At 63.9% G+C, this 14,849-nt stretch carries 14 protein-coding genes and 1 pseudogene; 6 read left to right on the top strand and 9 right to left on the bottom strand.

All coding sequences use genetic code 11. The features are described 5' to 3' along the window. Nucleotides 1–14 precede the first annotated feature (14 nt). From CO664_RS10460 to CO664_RS10445, 4 genes are all read right to left on the bottom strand, one after another. Nucleotides 15–1,199: a malate--CoA ligase subunit beta gene (locus tag CO664_RS10460; protein ID WP_097524434.1), complete on the bottom strand. Its 1,185-nt coding sequence runs from the start codon at nucleotides 1,197–1,199 to the stop codon at nucleotides 15–17. A gap of 12 nt (nucleotides 1,200–1,211) precedes the next feature. Continuing rightward, the gene (locus CO664_RS10455) at nucleotides 1,212–2,153 is read right to left on the bottom strand and encodes a CoA ester lyase (RefSeq protein ID WP_037384074.1); all 942 of its coding nucleotides are present in this window, start codon (nucleotides 2,151–2,153) and stop codon (nucleotides 1,212–1,214) included. A gap of 21 nt (nucleotides 2,154–2,174) precedes the next feature. Further along, nucleotides 2,175–3,365, bottom strand: a complete 1,191-nt coding sequence (locus CO664_RS10450; protein ID WP_097524432.1) for an aminotransferase class V-fold PLP-dependent enzyme — start codon at nucleotides 3,363–3,365, stop codon at nucleotides 2,175–2,177. A 177-nt stretch (nucleotides 3,366–3,542) separates the two neighbouring features. After that, nucleotides 3,543–4,184 carry a response regulator transcription factor gene (locus tag CO664_RS10445; protein ID WP_097524431.1) on the bottom strand — a complete coding sequence of 214 codons (642 nt, stop codon included), beginning with the start codon at nucleotides 4,182–4,184 and terminating at the stop codon, nucleotides 3,543–3,545. Nucleotides 4,185–4,434: 250 nt separating this feature from the next. Between CO664_RS10445 and CO664_RS10440 the strand changes: the two genes are divergently transcribed. Next, nucleotides 4,435–5,700: a GGDEF domain-containing protein gene (locus tag CO664_RS10440; RefSeq protein ID WP_097538699.1), complete on the top strand. Its 1,266-nt coding sequence runs from the start codon at nucleotides 4,435–4,437 to the stop codon at nucleotides 5,698–5,700. 44 nt (nucleotides 5,701–5,744) lie between these two features. Here the strand turns inward: CO664_RS10440 and CO664_RS10435 are convergent, their stop codons facing one another. The 4 genes from CO664_RS10435 to CO664_RS10420 all read right to left on the bottom strand — a co-directional run bounded on the left by CO664_RS10435 (nucleotide 5,745) and on the right by CO664_RS10420 (nucleotide 8,973). After that, complete coding sequence (locus CO664_RS10435) at nucleotides 5,745–6,071, bottom strand: GYD domain-containing protein (protein ID WP_176536552.1); 327 nt, start codon at nucleotides 6,069–6,071, stop codon at nucleotides 5,745–5,747. Between the two features lie 82 nt (nucleotides 6,072–6,153). Next, nucleotides 6,154–7,290 carry an adenylate/guanylate cyclase domain-containing protein gene (locus CO664_RS10430; protein ID WP_234820263.1) on the bottom strand — a complete coding sequence of 379 codons (1,137 nt, stop codon included), beginning with the start codon at nucleotides 7,288–7,290 and terminating at the stop codon, nucleotides 6,154–6,156. Nucleotides 7,291–7,419: 129 nt separating this feature from the next. After that, nucleotides 7,420–7,983 (bottom strand): methylated-DNA--[protein]-cysteine S-methyltransferase, encoded by a 564-nt coding sequence (locus CO664_RS10425; RefSeq protein ID WP_097538697.1) that lies wholly within the window; start codon nucleotides 7,981–7,983, stop codon nucleotides 7,420–7,422. Nucleotides 7,984–8,082: 99 nt separating this feature from the next. After that, nucleotides 8,083–8,973, bottom strand: a complete 891-nt coding sequence (locus tag CO664_RS10420; protein ID WP_097538696.1) for a GNAT family N-acetyltransferase — start codon at nucleotides 8,971–8,973, stop codon at nucleotides 8,083–8,085. A gap of 242 nt (nucleotides 8,974–9,215) precedes the next feature. Here CO664_RS10420 and argE point away from each other — a divergent pair, with 242 nt between their 5' ends. The 3 genes and pseudogenes from argE to CO664_RS10405 all read left to right on the top strand — a co-directional run bounded on the left by argE (nucleotide 9,216) and on the right by CO664_RS10405 (nucleotide 11,764). Then, the gene (gene argE / locus CO664_RS10415) at nucleotides 9,216–10,340 is read left to right on the top strand and encodes an acetylornithine deacetylase (RefSeq protein ID WP_097538695.1); all 1,125 of its coding nucleotides are present in this window, start codon (nucleotides 9,216–9,218) and stop codon (nucleotides 10,338–10,340) included. Between the two features lie 125 nt (nucleotides 10,341–10,465). Further along, nucleotides 10,466–11,380, top strand: a pseudogene (locus tag CO664_RS10410) (glyoxylate/hydroxypyruvate reductase A). Nucleotides 11,381–11,407: 27 nt separating this feature from the next. Beyond that, nucleotides 11,408–11,764, top strand: coding sequence for a cupin domain-containing protein (locus CO664_RS10405; protein ID WP_097524426.1), 357 nt, complete (start codon nucleotides 11,408–11,410; stop codon nucleotides 11,762–11,764). A 54-nt stretch (nucleotides 11,765–11,818) separates the two neighbouring features. On the opposite strand, the gene CO664_RS10400 is transcribed toward CO664_RS10405, so the two are convergent. Next, nucleotides 11,819–12,022, bottom strand: coding sequence for a hypothetical protein (locus CO664_RS10400; RefSeq protein ID WP_097538694.1), 204 nt, complete (start codon nucleotides 12,020–12,022; stop codon nucleotides 11,819–11,821). 295 nt (nucleotides 12,023–12,317) lie between these two features. Here CO664_RS10400 and CO664_RS10395 point away from each other — a divergent pair, with 295 nt between their 5' ends. Then, nucleotides 12,318–13,781: an aldehyde dehydrogenase family protein gene (locus tag CO664_RS10395; RefSeq protein WP_097538693.1), complete on the top strand. Its 1,464-nt coding sequence runs from the start codon at nucleotides 12,318–12,320 to the stop codon at nucleotides 13,779–13,781. Between the two features lie 10 nt (nucleotides 13,782–13,791). Then, nucleotides 13,792–14,835 (top strand): tartrate dehydrogenase, encoded by a 1,044-nt coding sequence (locus tag CO664_RS10390; RefSeq protein ID WP_097538692.1) that lies wholly within the window; start codon nucleotides 13,792–13,794, stop codon nucleotides 14,833–14,835. Nucleotides 14,836–14,849 lie beyond the last annotated feature (14 nt).

Raw genomic sequence — 14,849 nt, 5'->3', positions numbered from 1 at the left:
GGCGTAGGCCTCCCTCAAGCAGCTTTGTTGGCGGTGTAGGAACGCCAGGCGGCGACCGCCTTCTCGGCAGCCTCGGCCAGCGTTTCCGCGACGATGATGTCCTCGCCGGACTCGGCGAGGATGCGCCGGCCCTCTTCCATGTTGGTGCCGGAAAGGCGCACGACGAGCGGAACCGGGACACCGACTTCCTTCAGCGCCTTGATCACGCCCTCCGCCACCCAATCGCAGCGGTTGATGCCGGCGAAGATGTTGACGAGGATCGTTTCAACGTTCTTGTCGTGCAGCACGGCGCGGAAGGATTTCGCAACGCGGTCGGGCGAGGCCCCGCCTCCGATGTCGAGAAAATTCGCGGGCTCGCCGCCGGCAATCTTGATCATGTCCATGGTCGCCATGGCCAGCCCCGCGCCGTTGATGATGCAGCCGATATTGCCGTCGAGACCGACATAGGAGAGGCCGCGGTCGGACGCGTAGGTCTCGCGCGGATCTTCCTGGCTCTTGTCGCGCATTTCGGCGATATGCGGCCGGCGGAACAGCGCGTTCTCGTCGAAGCTCATCTTGGCGTCGAGCGCCACGAGATCACCGCGGCGGGTCACGACCAGCGGATTGATCTCAAGCATCGCGGCATCATAGTCGACGAAGGCGCGATAGCAGCCCATGAGCGTCTGCGTGGCGCGGCCGATCAGGGCATTGTCGATGCCGAGCCCGAAGGCAATCTCGCGGGCCTGGAAATCCTGCATGCCGACGCCCGGATCGACGGTGGCGCGGATGATGGAATCGGGCTCCGCCTCGGCGATCTCCTCGATCTCCATGCCGCCCGAGGACGAGGCGACGATCATGATGCGCTCGGATTTCCGGTCGAGGACGAAGCCGAGATAGATCTCGCGCTCGATATCCATCGCCTCCTCGACGTAGAGGCGGCTGACCAGCTTGCCCTGCGCTCCGGTCTGGTGCGTCACCAGCTTGGCACCGAGCATGGCATCGGCAGCCGCGACGATCTCGTGGTCGGACGAGCAGAGCTTGATACCGCCGGCCTTGCCGCGCGCCCCGGAATGGATTTGCGCCTTGACGACCCAGCGGTCGCCGCCGATCTCGCTTGCGCGATAGGCAGCCTGTTCGGGACTGTAGGCCAGCCCGCCCCGCGGAATGTGGATATGATAGCGGGAGAGAAGTTCCTTGGCCTGGTATTCGTGGATATCCATGGCTTCCTCCTCTCAGCGGCCGGCCGTGATGGCTTCATGGGTGGCGAGCACGTTGCGCGCCATGCGCTCGGAAGCGGCATCGATCATCTTTCCGTCGAGCGAGGCTGCACCTTTGCCCTCGCTCTCGGCGACCTTCAGCGCATCGATGATGCGGCGGGCGCGCTCGACCTCCTTCTCGGGAGGGGAAAAGATCTCGTTGGCAAGCGCGATCTGGCTTGGATGGATGGCCCACTTGCCCTCGATGCCAAGCGCAGCGGCACGGCGGGCCGCGGCCTTGTAGCCTTCCGGATCGGAGAAATCGCCGAAGGGACCGTCGATGGCGCGCAGGCCATAGGCGCGGCAAGCAACGGTCATCCGCGACAGGCCGAAGTGCCACTGGTCTCCCGGGTAGTCGGGATTGAGACCGCCGATATTGACCGTGCGGGCCTTGAGGCTGGCGGCATAGTCGGCAACGCCGAAATGTAGGGCTTCCAGCCGGCCGCCAAAGGAGGCGATGGCCTCGACATTGGCCATGCCGAGAGCCGTCTCGATCAGGGCCTCGAGACCGACACGGGTCTTGTAGCCCTTGGCGATCTCGATCTGGTTGACCATCGCCTCGACCATGTAGAGGTCGGCGGGCACGCCGACCTTCGGCACCAGCAGCGTGTCGATCCTGTCGCCGGCCTGCTCCATGAGGTCGACGACGTCGCGGTACATGTAGTGCGTGTCCAGCCCGTTGATGCGCACCGAGATGGTCTTGCCACGGCCGCGCCAGTCGATCTCGTTCAGCGCTGCGACGATATTGGCGCGGGCCCGCTCCTTGTCCGGCGGGGCGACGGCATCCTCGATGTCGAGGAAGATGTAGTCGGCGTCGGAATTTGCGGCCTTCCCGATCATTTCGGGGTTCGAGCCCGGAACGGCGAGTTCGCTGCGCTGCAGCCGCAACCGGCGGAGATGGTTTATCGTGTGGCTCATGATTTCCTCTCCTCCCGGTTTTCAGGCGGCCTTGGCGGACGACGCGGTCGCGGCGGAACGGAACTGGCTGATCGCCGCACCCACACCCGCACCCGGCTCGATCTTCAGGCCGCAGTCGAGCAGCGTCAGTTCGGCGGCGGAAAGCGCGCCCAGAACCATGACCTCGTTCAGCGAGCCGAGATGGCCGATGCGGAAGACCTTGCCTGCCACCTTGCCGAGCCCGCTGCCGAGCGAGGTGTTATAGGTTTGGTAGGCGTGGCGGATGACCTCGACACCATCGATTCCTTCCGGCAGACGGATTGCCGAAACGGTGTCGGAATGCCATTTCGGTTCGGTCGCGCAGAGCTTGAGCCCCCAGGCGGAGACCGCGGCGCGGACGCCATTGGCGAGATGATGATGGCGGGCGAAGATAGTCTCCAGGCCTTCTTCGAAGATCAGGTCGAGCGCCGCTCTGAGGCCGTGCAGCAGCTGCGTCGGCGGCGTATACGGAAAGTAGCCGGTGTCGTTGGTCTTGATCATGTCCTCGAAGGAGAAGTAGCAGCGCATGTGACGCGCGGTCCTGGCGGCCTCGAGCGCCTTCTGGCTGACAGAGAGGAAACCGAGGCCAGCAGGCATCATGAACCCCTTCTGCGAACCGGACACGGCGCAGTCGACGCCCCATTCGTCCTGGCGAAAGTCGATCGAGCCGATCGACGAGACGCCATCGACGAAGAGCAGCGCCGGGTGGCCGCAGGCGTCGAGCGCGGCGCGCACGGCGGCGACATCCGAGGTGACGCCGGTCGCGGTTTCGTTATGGGTCACGAAGACGGCTTTGATCGTGTGGGCCTTGTCGGCGGCGAGCCGGTCGGCATAGAGCTCGACCGGCACGCCCGTGCCCCACTCCCGGTCGAGGCAATCGACCTCGAAACCGAGGCGTTCGGCCATGTCGACCCAGAGATGCGAGAACTGGCCGAAACGGCTCATCAGCACCCTGTCGCCGGGGGAGAGCACGTTGGTCATCGCCGCTTCCCAGGCGCCGGTGCCGGACGATGGATAGATGAAAACGCGGCCGCTCTGGTTCTTGAACACTCTCTTGATGTCGGCGAAGAGCGGCAGCGTGAGCTCCGGATAGCGAGGGGACCGCATGTCCTCCATCGGCAGGTTCATCGCCTGGCGGACCTGCTCGGGAATGTTGGTGGGGCCTGGGATGAAGAGATGATTGTAGCCTGACATCGTTCCTCCAATGGCTGCGTCCGCGGACGGCGTTTCCTCGGAACCGAAGCTGCCTTTCAGGGAAAGTCTGCACAACACTCGCTCAGGCAGAAAAGAATGCCGGACGGGCAGCGCGAGCGCGGTCCTTGCGGGTGGTCACTTCGAGGAGATGGGTAGGCGAAGACTACCCGCAGGTAGTTACTCCGGGTTGCGCCGGCGTTCTTTTGTGTAGAGTGCTACGGCCATGGCGCGATTGCGCACCTCGAGCTTGTCGTAAAGGTTTTTGAGGTGGTATTTCACGGTATTCTCGGAGATGCCGGTTCGCGCGGCGATCTGGATATTGGTCCAGCCATTGGCCAGCATGCCGAGCAATTCGCTCTCGCGAGAGGTGAGCTGCTGAAAGGGCGTGTTGGAGATTTTGGAGAGCACCGTATAGGGAATGCAGATCCGGCCCTTCATCACGGCGGTGAGCGTCGCGAACAGGATTTCCGGATCCTCGAACTGATAGCAAAGCCCGTTCACACCCAGCCTGATCGTCTCGTTGACGACGGCCGGATCACGAGTATCGGCGAATAGAACGATCCTCGGATCGAGTCCGAGCCGGCCGAGATCGGCGAGCACCTCGGGTGCCTCGGCATCGTCGAGCTGCCAGGAAAGCAGCACGCAATCCACTTCGGCGATGGCAAGCTTCTCGTAAAGCTCGGCCGATGTGCTCGCGGTGTCGGCGATGAAAAAGCGGGCATTCTCGGAAAACAATCCACGGAGGGCAGCAATGACGAGCGGATTGCGTTCCGCGATCAGAACACGCCCGACCGCCTCCTGCGGCACGGATGCAACCATGCGTCTCTCCCGTTGACGCAGACCTGTTCGACTACTGCATGTCTCGTTCAATCGATCTCGATTTAAGGACAAAGACATGCGGCAATTCCAAGTACTGCAGCGACCTTTGAGCGCCTGATAGGACGCGCGGCGCTGTATGGAACGTATCATTTGCGTCGGCGGCCGGGTCACCGCGAAACGACGGAACATATTCAAATAGCCCGCTTTGCCTTTACTTGCCTGGGGGAGACGCTCCCCTACATGGGCAGGCATGGACATTGAGGATAGTGCAGTCTCGGCGCGTAGGCTTGATCCGTCCGCACAGATGCAGCTTCAGGCACAGGATCCTGCGGTCATGGCCGAGGTTGCCCGCCTTCTCGCGGGCCGAACGCGTGACATCCGCCTCAAGGGCGAGCTTCGTCGCCTGTTCCAGGAGCGCTCCTGGCCGCGAACCGCCAAGGTTATTCGTGCCTGGATGATTTGGGTGGCCCTGTTGGATGTCCTGACCCTGGGCCTCAACGCCATCCTCCTCCCGAAGGCGATCGTCCTGTCGATGCTCGCGCCCGCCTGCATCCTGCCGCCAGCCGCTCTCGCCACAGCCTTCGTCTGGCGAAAACCGCGAGCGACCTCGATCCAGGGAGGCTCGATCATCGCGGGCCTGTTTTTCATCCTCCTCTCGGTCGCGCTGGTGGGCGTCGGCGCGGGTGGCGAGTTTTACGAACGCCACCTGACCATCATGCTCTTTGTGGCGATCACCGCCATTATCATCTTCAGCGTTCCGTTGGCTTGGACCGTTACCGTCGCCGCCCTGGCGCTTAGCCTCTACCTGGTTTTCCAGTTGCTGAACCCCAGCCTGGAGACCGGAAGCGCCGTGGCTGCGACGTTGTTTTTTGCCAGCGGCATCGTCGCCACTGTCGTTGCGCGGCGCACCATGACGATCCTGGCGCAGAAGGGGTTTCTTCTCGAGCTCAGAGACCGCAGCCGTGTGGCAGAACTGGCCGATGCGAATGCTCGGCTGGAACGTCTCGCCAGAACCGATCCGCTGACGGGGATCGCCAACCGGCGCTGGATGATGGAAACGCTCAACCGGTTCTGGAGCGCAGGCCTGGATAGCCGCGGCTGCTCCATGCTGATGTGCGATATCGATGAGTTCAAGAAGCTCAACGATCGCCTCGGCCATGCGGAGGGCGATCGTTGCCTCGTGAAGGTTGCGGGTATTATTGAAAGCAGCGTGCAAAGCGATCGCGATCATGTCGCCCGTTACGGCGGCGAGGAGTTCCTGATCGTGCTTCCGGGCGTCGACGAGAGCGAGGCGGTCCTTCTCGCCGAACGGATTCGCAAGAGTGTCGAAGCCGCCTCCCTTCCGAACCCGGATTCCCGCGTTTCGCCTTGCGTCACCTTGAGCATCGGAGTGGCGACCCAGCCGCCGGATGAGACGATCGTTTCACCGGAACAGCTTCAGAACCAGGCCGATGCTGCACTTTATCTTGCCAAGCAGGCCGGCCGAAATCGCGTGGTCCTGCACGAACCAAGCTGACCGACAGCTCAAGCATCTCGCTCAATGTGGAACAGCAGGGACAGCTACGTTGCCGGTGGGCGATACCGCACCTGCTTTGCCTTTGCCAAAGCATCAATGGTCTCATCGACGCTGAGAAGTACGGTGGTCTCAATGGAGCTCAGCGCGCCTCCCGCGCCGATCGCAATCGCGACAGCGGCCATCGAGACACTGTCCGGCGCCTCCCAAAGCGTCCAACCGTCATGCTCGCCAAACGCGTACCAGAAACCGTGAAGCTTGCCGCCGACGGCCTCGATATAGGTCCGAGCTGCCTCGCGGCGATCCTCGGGGTTTTGAATCATGCGCGCCCATGTTTCGGGCGTGTAGCTGAAGCGCGTGAGATACATGGTCATGGCTCACCTCCTGCGTGAGAGCGATTCAGTTAACGCTCAAGCCGCGGGGAACGCGAGTCATTTCCAGGATAGTGTTCCAGACCTACTTGGCACCCAAGAGGGCAAACACATCGACCGGTTCGTCCAGTCCTCTCAAGGCATAGGAGCCGAGACTTTCAAGTTCTCCGGCGCATCCTGCCCTTTCGACAAAGGCTCTTGAAAGCAGAACGGGGCGCTTGAGCTCCTTGGTCAGGCTCTCGAGCCGAGAGGCGATGTTGACGGCCGGACCGATGACTGTGAAATCGAGGCGCTTGCGCGAACCGATATTGCCGTACATCACGTCGCCGACATGGACGCCGATGCCGTAGCCGAGCGGATCGTGACCCTTTTTTAGATTGGCCGCGTTGAGCCTGGAAAGCGCCGCCTGCGCCTCGTCGATGGCGGCAAGAAGTTGGCTGCAGGCGCAAGGATCGGTAAGGGGAAAGATCGCCAGCAGCCCGTCGCCCATGAATTTCAATATCTCTCCGCCATGCCGTTCGATCGGCTCGGACATCGCGTCGAAATAGTCGTTCAGAAGCTCTATAACGTCGTCGCGCGGCCAGAGATCCGACAATCTCGTGAAATCGCGCAGGTCGCAGATCAGGATCGCCGCGCCGACCGTCACGCCGCTGCCGCGCGTCGTCGCCCCGGCCAAAATCTGTTCGCTGGCATGCGGGCCGACATAGGTTTCGAGAAGCGTGCGCGCCATACGGTTTTTCAACCGGATTTCGCTGACGAGCGACAGCGGCGGCAGGATGTCCGCCAGGAAGGCGATATCCTCGGCGTCGAAGCCGCCCGGCCGGTCGCTGGCAAAGGTGATCGCGTGGCGCTTGCCCAGTGTGTGGTATAGCGGCCAGATCATGTAATCGGTGAGCCCCTCGGCTCTGAGCTCGTCGTAGAGGGGATAGTTTGGACCCCCGGCCGTCGGGTCGTCCAGATGCCGGCGCACCTCGTCGGCCCCTTCGTTGAACTCGTGCAAGGGGCTGTTCAGATATTGCGTGCTGTCTTCGACGCCATATTCATAGGTGTCGATCTCCGCCTCCGACAACCCTTTCCGCCACAGGATGCGGGCGCCGATCCATTGCGGATGATGAATCCTGAAATGCAGGGTCGCACGGGCAAGCGGCAACCCGGCCTCCGACAATCTCCGGCAGAGCTCCACGAAGATGTTGTCGATGAAGCGTTCTTCGCGCGTCTCCATCACCAGCCAGTCGAGAATCTTCCTTCGCTCGACGGACCACGCCCGATCGCTCTGGCGAGCGGAACCCAACCGCGCCTCTAACGTCTGCATTGCTCCCTCCTTCGGCCTGGGTTCCATCGCAACCCTTGTTCAAAATCCCAGGGATTGCTGTGCCGGCTCCGGCCGGCCGATGTGGACGCCTTCCAATTCGAGCATGCGCAGCTTCGTGGTGGCGCCGCCCGGTGCCGAAAAACCGCCGACCTTGCCGCCGGCCGCCAGCACGCGGTGGCACGGTATGATCAGCGCGACCGGGTTTTTCGCCATCGCCTGGCCGACATCGCGCGCCGCTTCCGGGCCGGCACCGACCTCCTTGGCGAGCGCGCCATAGGTCGTCGTGCGCCCCCAGGGAATTTTTCGCGTCGCTGCATAGATCTGCTTGAACAGAGCGTCCTCTTCTTCGAGATCGAGCGCGAGCCCGGAAAAATCCGTCTCCTTGCCCTCGAAATAGCGTTTCACCTCGGCAACGGCTTCCACGACTGCCGGCGTGGGCTCGTGTGGTACCGCCTCGGGCAGACGCCTGAGCAGAAGCCGCTCGGTCGCCTCCGCGCTTTTGGTCGGCAGTTGAAAGCGTGTGATACCTCGCACGCTCCAGGCAATGCCGCAGAAGCCGGCGGCCGTTTCGAAGATCAGATATTGGTGCGCTGTCTGGCCCATAGCCACAGCCTCCCACGATTCTGGAGTTTCCATGAAAATCGTGCGGCCAGGCTGCGAATTCAACCCGTTTCTTGGGTTGGGCGGCGGTAAGGCCGTCCCCTATCCCAGGGCGTGGCTGGCCAAGCCATAGATTATCGGCTTCTCGCCGCCCGCTTCGTCGATCAGCCAAGGCCGCCGGAGCGACATGCTGGTAACGGTGTCGTAGACCGGAAGGCCGCATTGCGCGACGAACTCTGCGAACGAACCGCTCTTCTGCCGGGTGTCGATGCGCAGAAAGGCCCCGGCGTGGTCGGCCACATGCGGCCTCGTCACCGCAATCGCATCATCGTCGCTTGCCGCCACCACCGGGCCGATCAAGTGGCCGCGCCCGAAGCGCCGGCACAGCGAGTAGGCGGCGATGCGATCGCCACGGACAAGCGCCATGCCTTTCGAGAGCTCGACGAGGCGGGCCAAAACTGAGGTGCGGTCGGCGCTATAGGCGGCGCGGTCGAGAGCCGCGATCTCGTCAAGATCGTCCCGCGTCAGCGAACGCAGCGCCGCTCCCGACGGAAGAGTGCCCTGCGGCGTTGCAATCGCATCGCCCTGGCACTGATAGACGGTTCGTTCCGGAGCAAAACCGAGCGACTTATAGAGCCGCCGAGCGGAGCGGGTCGCGTTGAGGCCGATCGCCCGCGAGCCGGTTTGCGCCAGCAGATGATTCATCAACCAGGTACCGGCGCCGAGCATCTGCAAGCGCGGCAAGGTGATGACCAAGCCGAAGGTGGTGAAATCGGGTGCATGATCGAACCACATGGCCGAGCCGAGCACGCGCCCGATCGCATCACGTGCCACGATCCCGTGACCGAGCTCGCGCGCGAGCTGCCAATCCTCGGCTCGATGCGGCCAGCCGACGGACATGGACAGGGCATGGAGCGCGTCGAGATCGGCATCGGCGATGCCACCGATACTCAATTCGAAGGAATCCAACTTTATCGAATCGGCTCTTTCCATTTTCTTGCCCCTAGGAGGCACCAGCACGCCATCCGCGCTACGGTTCGTACTCGGGCCGCGGAAGCCGAATGTACCGCTTCAGTTGTAGCCGCTTGCCCGCAACACAAAACGCTTCAGATCTTTCCCAGTTCAGCACTTTCCACCGAAGCCGCAAATCATTCGGCAGGCATTTGCCCGCTCTGGACCTATCCTGATGCGACGCCACCTCGACCCCGGCCAACCCGGCATGCTGTGAGGCAAGAATGAAGACAGAAGAAATCCTCGCCCGGCTGATATCCTTTCCGTCGGTGGTCGGAACGGCGAACCACGAGATAGTCGACTGGATCCGCAGCTACCTTGCAGAGCTCGGCGCCAAGGTGAGCGTGCTGCCGGGTCCGGAAGGCGATCGCTCCAACCTCTTCGCCAGCCTCGGCCCCGTCGACCGGCCGGGCATCATCCTGTCGGGACACATGGACGTGGTGCCGGCTGCCGAGCCGACATGGAACAGCGATCCCTTCACGCTCAGGCACGAGGGTGAACGGCTCTATGGCCGCGGAACCAGCGACATGAAGGGGTTTCTCGCCTGCGCCCTCGCGGCTCTGCCGGCGATCGCCTCCCTGCCGCTCTCCCAGCCGCTACACCTCGCCTTCTCCTATGACGAGGAAGCCGGCTGCCGCGGCGTCCCGCACCTGATTTCCCGGCTTCCGGATCTCTGCGCCAAGCCCGAAGGCTGTATCGTCGGCGAGCCGAGCGGCCTGCGTGCGATCCGCGCCCACAAGGGCAAGGCCGCCGCGCGCATCGAGATCGTCGGCCGGGCCGGCCATTCCTCACGGCCGGACCTCGGCCTCAACGCCATCCACGCCATGGCGGAGATCGTTGGCGAGGCGGTCCGTTCCGCCGCGGCTTTGATGGCAGGTCCGTTCGACGGCAATTTCGAGCCGCCCTATTCGTCGCTCCAGGTCGGCACCATTGCCGGCGGGCAGGCGGTGAACATCATTCCCGACCGCTGTACGATCGAACTGGAAGCCCGCGCCGTGGCGGGGGTCGATCCCGCCGGGCTCCTCTCAGGCATTGAGGCGAAGCTCCAAAGCCTGGCCGGCCGCGGCTTCAAGGCCCGCTGGGAAAGCTTGAGCTCGTATCCGGCGTTGTCGCTCAGGGAAGATGCGCCGCTTGCCGCGCTGCTGCACGATCTCACCGGTAAGGAGCCGCTTGCCGCCGTCAGCTACGGCACGGAAGCGGGCCTTTATCAGGCGGCCGGTATCGACGCGATCATCTGCGGTCCGGGTGACATCGCACGAGCCCACAAGGCGGACGAATATATCGAGATCGGCGAACTCGCCGCCTGCCGAACAATGATCGAGGCGCTTGGCCGAAGGCTAGGCGCGTGAACCCGGTCAACCGGCAAGTCGAAGCCACCCATCAAATCGGTGCCAAATGCCGTCGAGCCTGCCTGCTTCGGAGCATTCTGCCGGGGCAACACGGCAATGATGCATGAAAAGAAAAGGGGACGACCATGGCCTTTCTATTCAACTCGGATGCCGTACGGGCGAAGATCTTCGATTCGCCCGCGAGCTACCCTCGCTTTCTTTCTTCACGGATGCCGGCAGCATCGATCCTGCTGCGGTCCGCTACCTGCTGACTTGGACCGCACCGCCGGACCTCGAACGCTATGTCAATCTCGAAGTGCTGTTCTCGATCGGCGCCGGCGTCGACCAGTTCGCGCTCGACCGCCTGCCGAAAAGGGTCAAGCTCGTCCGGATGATCGAGGACGGCATCACCCGGATGATGCAGGAATATGTGACACTCGCCGTCCTCGCGCTGCATCGCGACCTTCCCGGTTATCTCAACCAGCAACGTGCCGGCGAATGGCGCGGGCGTCCCGTCCACCAGGCGGCGGAGCGCCGGGTCGGCGTCATGGGCCTCGGCAATCTCGGCCGGGCGGCGCTGGACCGGCTCGGTCCCTTCGGCTTCCCGCTTGCCGGCTGGAGCCGCTCGCCGCACGAGGTCCCGGGCGTCACCTGCTACCACGGCGAAAGCGGTCTTGCCGACTTTCTCCCCAAGCAGGACATCCTGATCTGCCTGCTGCCGCTCACCGCCGAGACACACGGCATCCTCGACGCGTCGCTGTTTTCTAAACTCCCGCTGGGCGCCGGTCTTGTTCATGCCGGGCGGGCCACAGCTCGATACCGACGCGCTTGTTGCAGCACTTGAGAGCGGCCAGCTCGCCGGCGCAGTGCTCGACGTCACCGATCCGGAGCCGCTGTCGGCGGAGCACCCGCTCTGGCGCCATCCGAAGGTGATCATCACTCCGCATATCGCCAGCGTCACCCAGCCGGAAACCGCGGCAAAAACCGTCGTCGCCAATATCCGGCGCCACGAGGCCGGCCTCGAGCTCGTCGGCCCCGTCGACCGCGACCGCGGCTATTGAACTCACAGCAACGCCGAAAGGAAAGCCATGTCTCTTCTGAAGAAAATCGAAACCAACCCGCAGTTCGAGCCGAAGCGGTCGACGCCGACCCCCGAACGACTGATTTCCGGCAATCCGTCCTTCAAGACCTGGGCACAGGACGTCGCCGGCGACGGCAAGATCAATACCGGCGTCTGGGAAGCAACGCCGGGCGAGACCCGCTCGATCAAGGGTGAAACATTCGAGTTCTGCCATATCATCGAAGGCGTCGTCGAACTGACGGAAGAAGGCGGTGCGGCTCCCGTCACCTATCGCGCCGGCGACAGCTTCGTGATGAAGCCCGGCTTCAAGGGCGTCTGGCGGACGATCGAAACCGTTCGGAAAATCTATTTGACCGTCGGCTAGTGGCAGCGCTTCAGGATCTCCCGGTCTACGAGGTCCAGCGGGACGGCTACTGGCTCAGCGCCGACCGTGGTCGTCCTCGACCTCGACCGAATCCACCGGCATCTTGCCGAGGAATCCTACGAGACCCTTGGTTTCGACCGCCGTCTTTTCTGCGCCCTCGCCGTCTTCGCCATCTCCGACGTCTTTACCCTGCCTGCTGATTTCGGGCGACGACTTGTCGCCGAGCTGAAAAGGCGAAACGACGGCCGTTGACCTCACACCTGATCTTCTGTTGTTCCCCGCCGGGCGGATCGGAACGTGGCGATGCAGACCGCCTCCCTGTTCTCCGTCCTTTCAGCCACGCACCCCGATGCAGGCCATCATGGCAACCAGTGACATCCGTCCTTCCCCGCGTTCGCAAAGCCGTTCCTCGCTTGCCTCGGGCCAATTGAACGGCCGAAGATTGCGCTGAAACGCCCCCGTCAAACAGCGCATTCGATCATCGCTATTGGCGCAGTCGACTGAAACTGCCGGTAAAGCGCCGCTAATCTTGCTCGGAAGGCAAGGAGCAGCCATGACCCTCAGTTTCAACCCCGATACGGTCGAACTCCCCAAAGGCCATTTCATTGGCGGTCGCTACGTGCCCACGGCCGGCGGGCTCGCCATGCATCGTCCTTCCGATGGGGTGGCCTATGCCGAGTGCCCCGTCGCCGGGGAAGACATGGTCGATCAGGCGGTCGCGAGCGCGACGCGGGCACTCAAGGAAAGCGGCTGGTCGGGCCTGCGTCCGCGCGAAAGGACCCGCGCTCTTTCGCGCTGGGCCGACCTCATCGAGGCGGAAGCGGCGACGCTGGCGCGCCTTGAGGCGGTCGCCTCTACCCGTCCCGTCGGTCATCTCGTCGACGGCGATATCGCCGTCACCGCCGAGCAGATCCGCTTCTTCGCCGAATTCGCCGACAAGGAAGGCGGCGATCTGGTGCCGACGGACGACGACAATCTCGGCATGATCATGACCGAGCCCTATGGCGTCGTCGGCGCAATCACACCCTGGAACTTCCCGGTGTCGATGGCCGGCTGGAAGCTCGGGCCGGCGCTCGCCGCCGGCAATGCGGTCGTCTTGAAGCCGTCCGAGATGACGCCCTTCTCGACGCTCTATCTCGCCGAGCTTTCGGTGCGCGCCGGCCTTCCGGCCGGTCTCGTCAATGTCGTGCTCGGCGACGGGCCGACGACCGGCAATGCCATTACCGGGCATCCCGGCATTGCCAAGGTGAGCTTCACCGGCTCGACCGCGGCCGGAGCGGCGATCATGGAAAACATCGCGCGCACCGGCATCAAGCCGATGACGCTCGAGCTCGGCGGAAAAAGCCCGCAGCTCGTCTTCGCCGATGCGGATCTCGACCGCGCGGCGCAGGCGATCGCCCGCAACATCACCGCCAATGCCGGCCAGGCCTGCGTCGCCGGTTCGCGGCTGATCGCCGACCGGAAGATCGCCGAGCGGCTGACCGCGGCGATCGTCGGGCACATGTCGGCGATCCAGCCCGGACCGACCTGGGACGCGGCAAGCCAATATTCGCCGATTATCTCCGAGCGCCAGATCGGCCGGATCGATGCGATCGTGCGGAGAGCCGCGGCGACCGGCGGCGAATGCCTGCTCGGCGGCCGGCAACTTGAGCGGGAGGGCTACTTCTATGCGCCGACGCTGATCGCCGGGGTCGACCAGTCCTCTCCCGCCGTGACCGAGGAGATCTTCGGTCCGGTGCTGACGCTGCAGACCTTCGACGAGGAAGAAGAGGCCCTGGCGCTCGCCGACCACCCGACCTACGGGCTTGCCGCCGGCGTCTTCACCCGCGACCTGTCGCGCGCTGTCCGCGTGACCCGCCGGCTCGAGGCGGGCACCGTCTGGGTCAACCGATACGGCCGCTCGCGCGACCACATCCTGCCGACCGGTGGCTACAAGAGCTCCGGCATCGGCAAGGATCTCGGCCGCGAAGCCTATCTCGCCAACCGCCGCAGCAAGAGCGTGCTGATCAATCTCTGAGGGAACTACGATGAAGAGCTATTCAATCGCATTGATCCCCGGGGACGGCATCGGCAAGGACGTGGCGGCGGCCGCCTGGGAGGTACTGGAGAAGGTCTCCGCCCGGTCGGGCTTCGAGCTGAAGGCCACGGCCTTTCCCTGGTCCTGCGCCTATTACAAGGAAACCGGGGCGATGATGCCGGCCGACGGCATCGAGACGCTGCGCGGTTTCGACGCCATCCTGCTCGGCGCGGTCGGCTGGCCCGCGGAGGTTCCGGATTCCGTGTCTCTGCACGGCCTGCTGCTGCCGATCCGCAAGGCCTTCGTGCAATACGCCAATATCCGTCCGCACCGGCTGCTGCCCGGCGTCGAGGGCCCCTTGAAGGCCCGCAGCTTCGACATCCTCTGCATCCGCGAGAACACCGAGGGTGAATATTCCGGTGCCGGCGGCCGCGTGCATCAGGGCACGACGGACGAGGTCGCGGTCGAGACATCGATCTTCACCCGAACCGGTGTCGAACGCATCCTCCGTTTCGGCTTCGAACAGGCCCGTGCCCGCCGCTGCAAGCTCGCCTCGGTGACGAAGTCCAACGCGCAGAAATATTCGATGGTCTTCTGGGACGAGATCACCGAGCGTCTGGCCACGGAATATCCGGACGTGACGGTCACCAGCTACCACATCGACGCGATGGCCGCGCGCATGGTCATGGCGCCGGAAAGCCTCGACGTCGTCGTCGCCTCCAATCTCTTCGGAGACATCCTCACCGACCTTGGCGCCGCCATTCAGGGCGGCCTCGGCTTTGCCGCCTCAGCCAACATCAATCCCGATCGCAGCGCCCCTTCGATGTTCGAGCCGGTGCACGGATCGGCGCCGGATATCGCCCATCTCGGCATCGCCAACCCGATCGCGGCGATCTGGTCGGCGGCGATGATGCTCGATCATGTCGGCGAGGCGGCCGCGGCGGAGGCAGTCATGGCGGCGATCGCCTCCGCCACCTCCGCCGGGATCGGCACGGTGCCCGGCAAGGACAGAACGGAAACCATCACAGCCGCGGTTCTTGCCGCGCTCGACTAATCAAGGGGAACGAC

Origin of the sequence: Sinorhizobium sp. NG07B, from assembly GCF_002532005.1 — a bacterium.
GTDB classification, from domain to species: Bacteria; Pseudomonadota; Alphaproteobacteria; order Rhizobiales; family Rhizobiaceae; genus Sinorhizobium; species Sinorhizobium fredii_C.
The sequence above is the reverse complement of the archived record's forward strand: the minus strand, read 5'-3'. Positions and strand labels throughout refer to the sequence as shown.

Excerpts from the sequence above, each read along its gene's own strand:
- CO664_RS10430 (WP_234820263.1), bottom strand. The coding sequence starts at position 7,290 with ATGGAGACGCGCGAAGAACGCTTCATCGACAACATCTTCGTGGAGCTC.
- CO664_RS10445 (WP_097524431.1), bottom strand. The coding sequence starts at position 4,184 with ATGGTTGCATCCGTGCCGCAGGAGGCGGTCGGGCGTGTTCTGATCGCG.
- CO664_RS10455 (WP_037384074.1), bottom strand. The coding sequence starts at position 2,153 with ATGAGCCACACGATAAACCATCTCCGCCGGTTGCGGCTGCAGCGCAGC.
- CO664_RS10450 (WP_097524432.1), bottom strand. The coding sequence starts at position 3,365 with ATGTCAGGCTACAATCATCTCTTCATCCCAGGCCCCACCAACATTCCC.
- CO664_RS10435 (WP_176536552.1), bottom strand. The coding sequence starts at position 6,071 with ATGACCATGTATCTCACGCGCTTCAGCTACACGCCCGAAACATGGGCG.
- CO664_RS10390 (WP_097538692.1), top strand. The coding sequence starts at position 13,792 with ATGAAGAGCTATTCAATCGCATTGATCCCCGGGGACGGCATCGGCAAG.
- CO664_RS10460 (WP_097524434.1), bottom strand. The coding sequence starts at position 1,199 with ATGGATATCCACGAATACCAGGCCAAGGAACTTCTCTCCCGCTATCAT.
- CO664_RS10405 (WP_097524426.1), top strand. The coding sequence starts at position 11,408 with ATGTCTCTTCTGAAGAAAATCGAAACCAACCCGCAGTTCGAGCCGAAG.
- argE (WP_097538695.1), top strand. The coding sequence starts at position 9,216 with ATGAAGACAGAAGAAATCCTCGCCCGGCTGATATCCTTTCCGTCGGTG.
- CO664_RS10395 (WP_097538693.1), top strand. The coding sequence starts at position 12,318 with ATGACCCTCAGTTTCAACCCCGATACGGTCGAACTCCCCAAAGGCCAT.
- CO664_RS10420 (WP_097538696.1), bottom strand. The coding sequence starts at position 8,973 with ATGGAAAGAGCCGATTCGATAAAGTTGGATTCCTTCGAATTGAGTATC.
- CO664_RS10440 (WP_097538699.1), top strand. The coding sequence starts at position 4,435 with ATGGACATTGAGGATAGTGCAGTCTCGGCGCGTAGGCTTGATCCGTCC.
- CO664_RS10425 (WP_097538697.1), bottom strand. The coding sequence starts at position 7,983 with ATGGGCCAGACAGCGCACCAATATCTGATCTTCGAAACGGCCGCCGGC.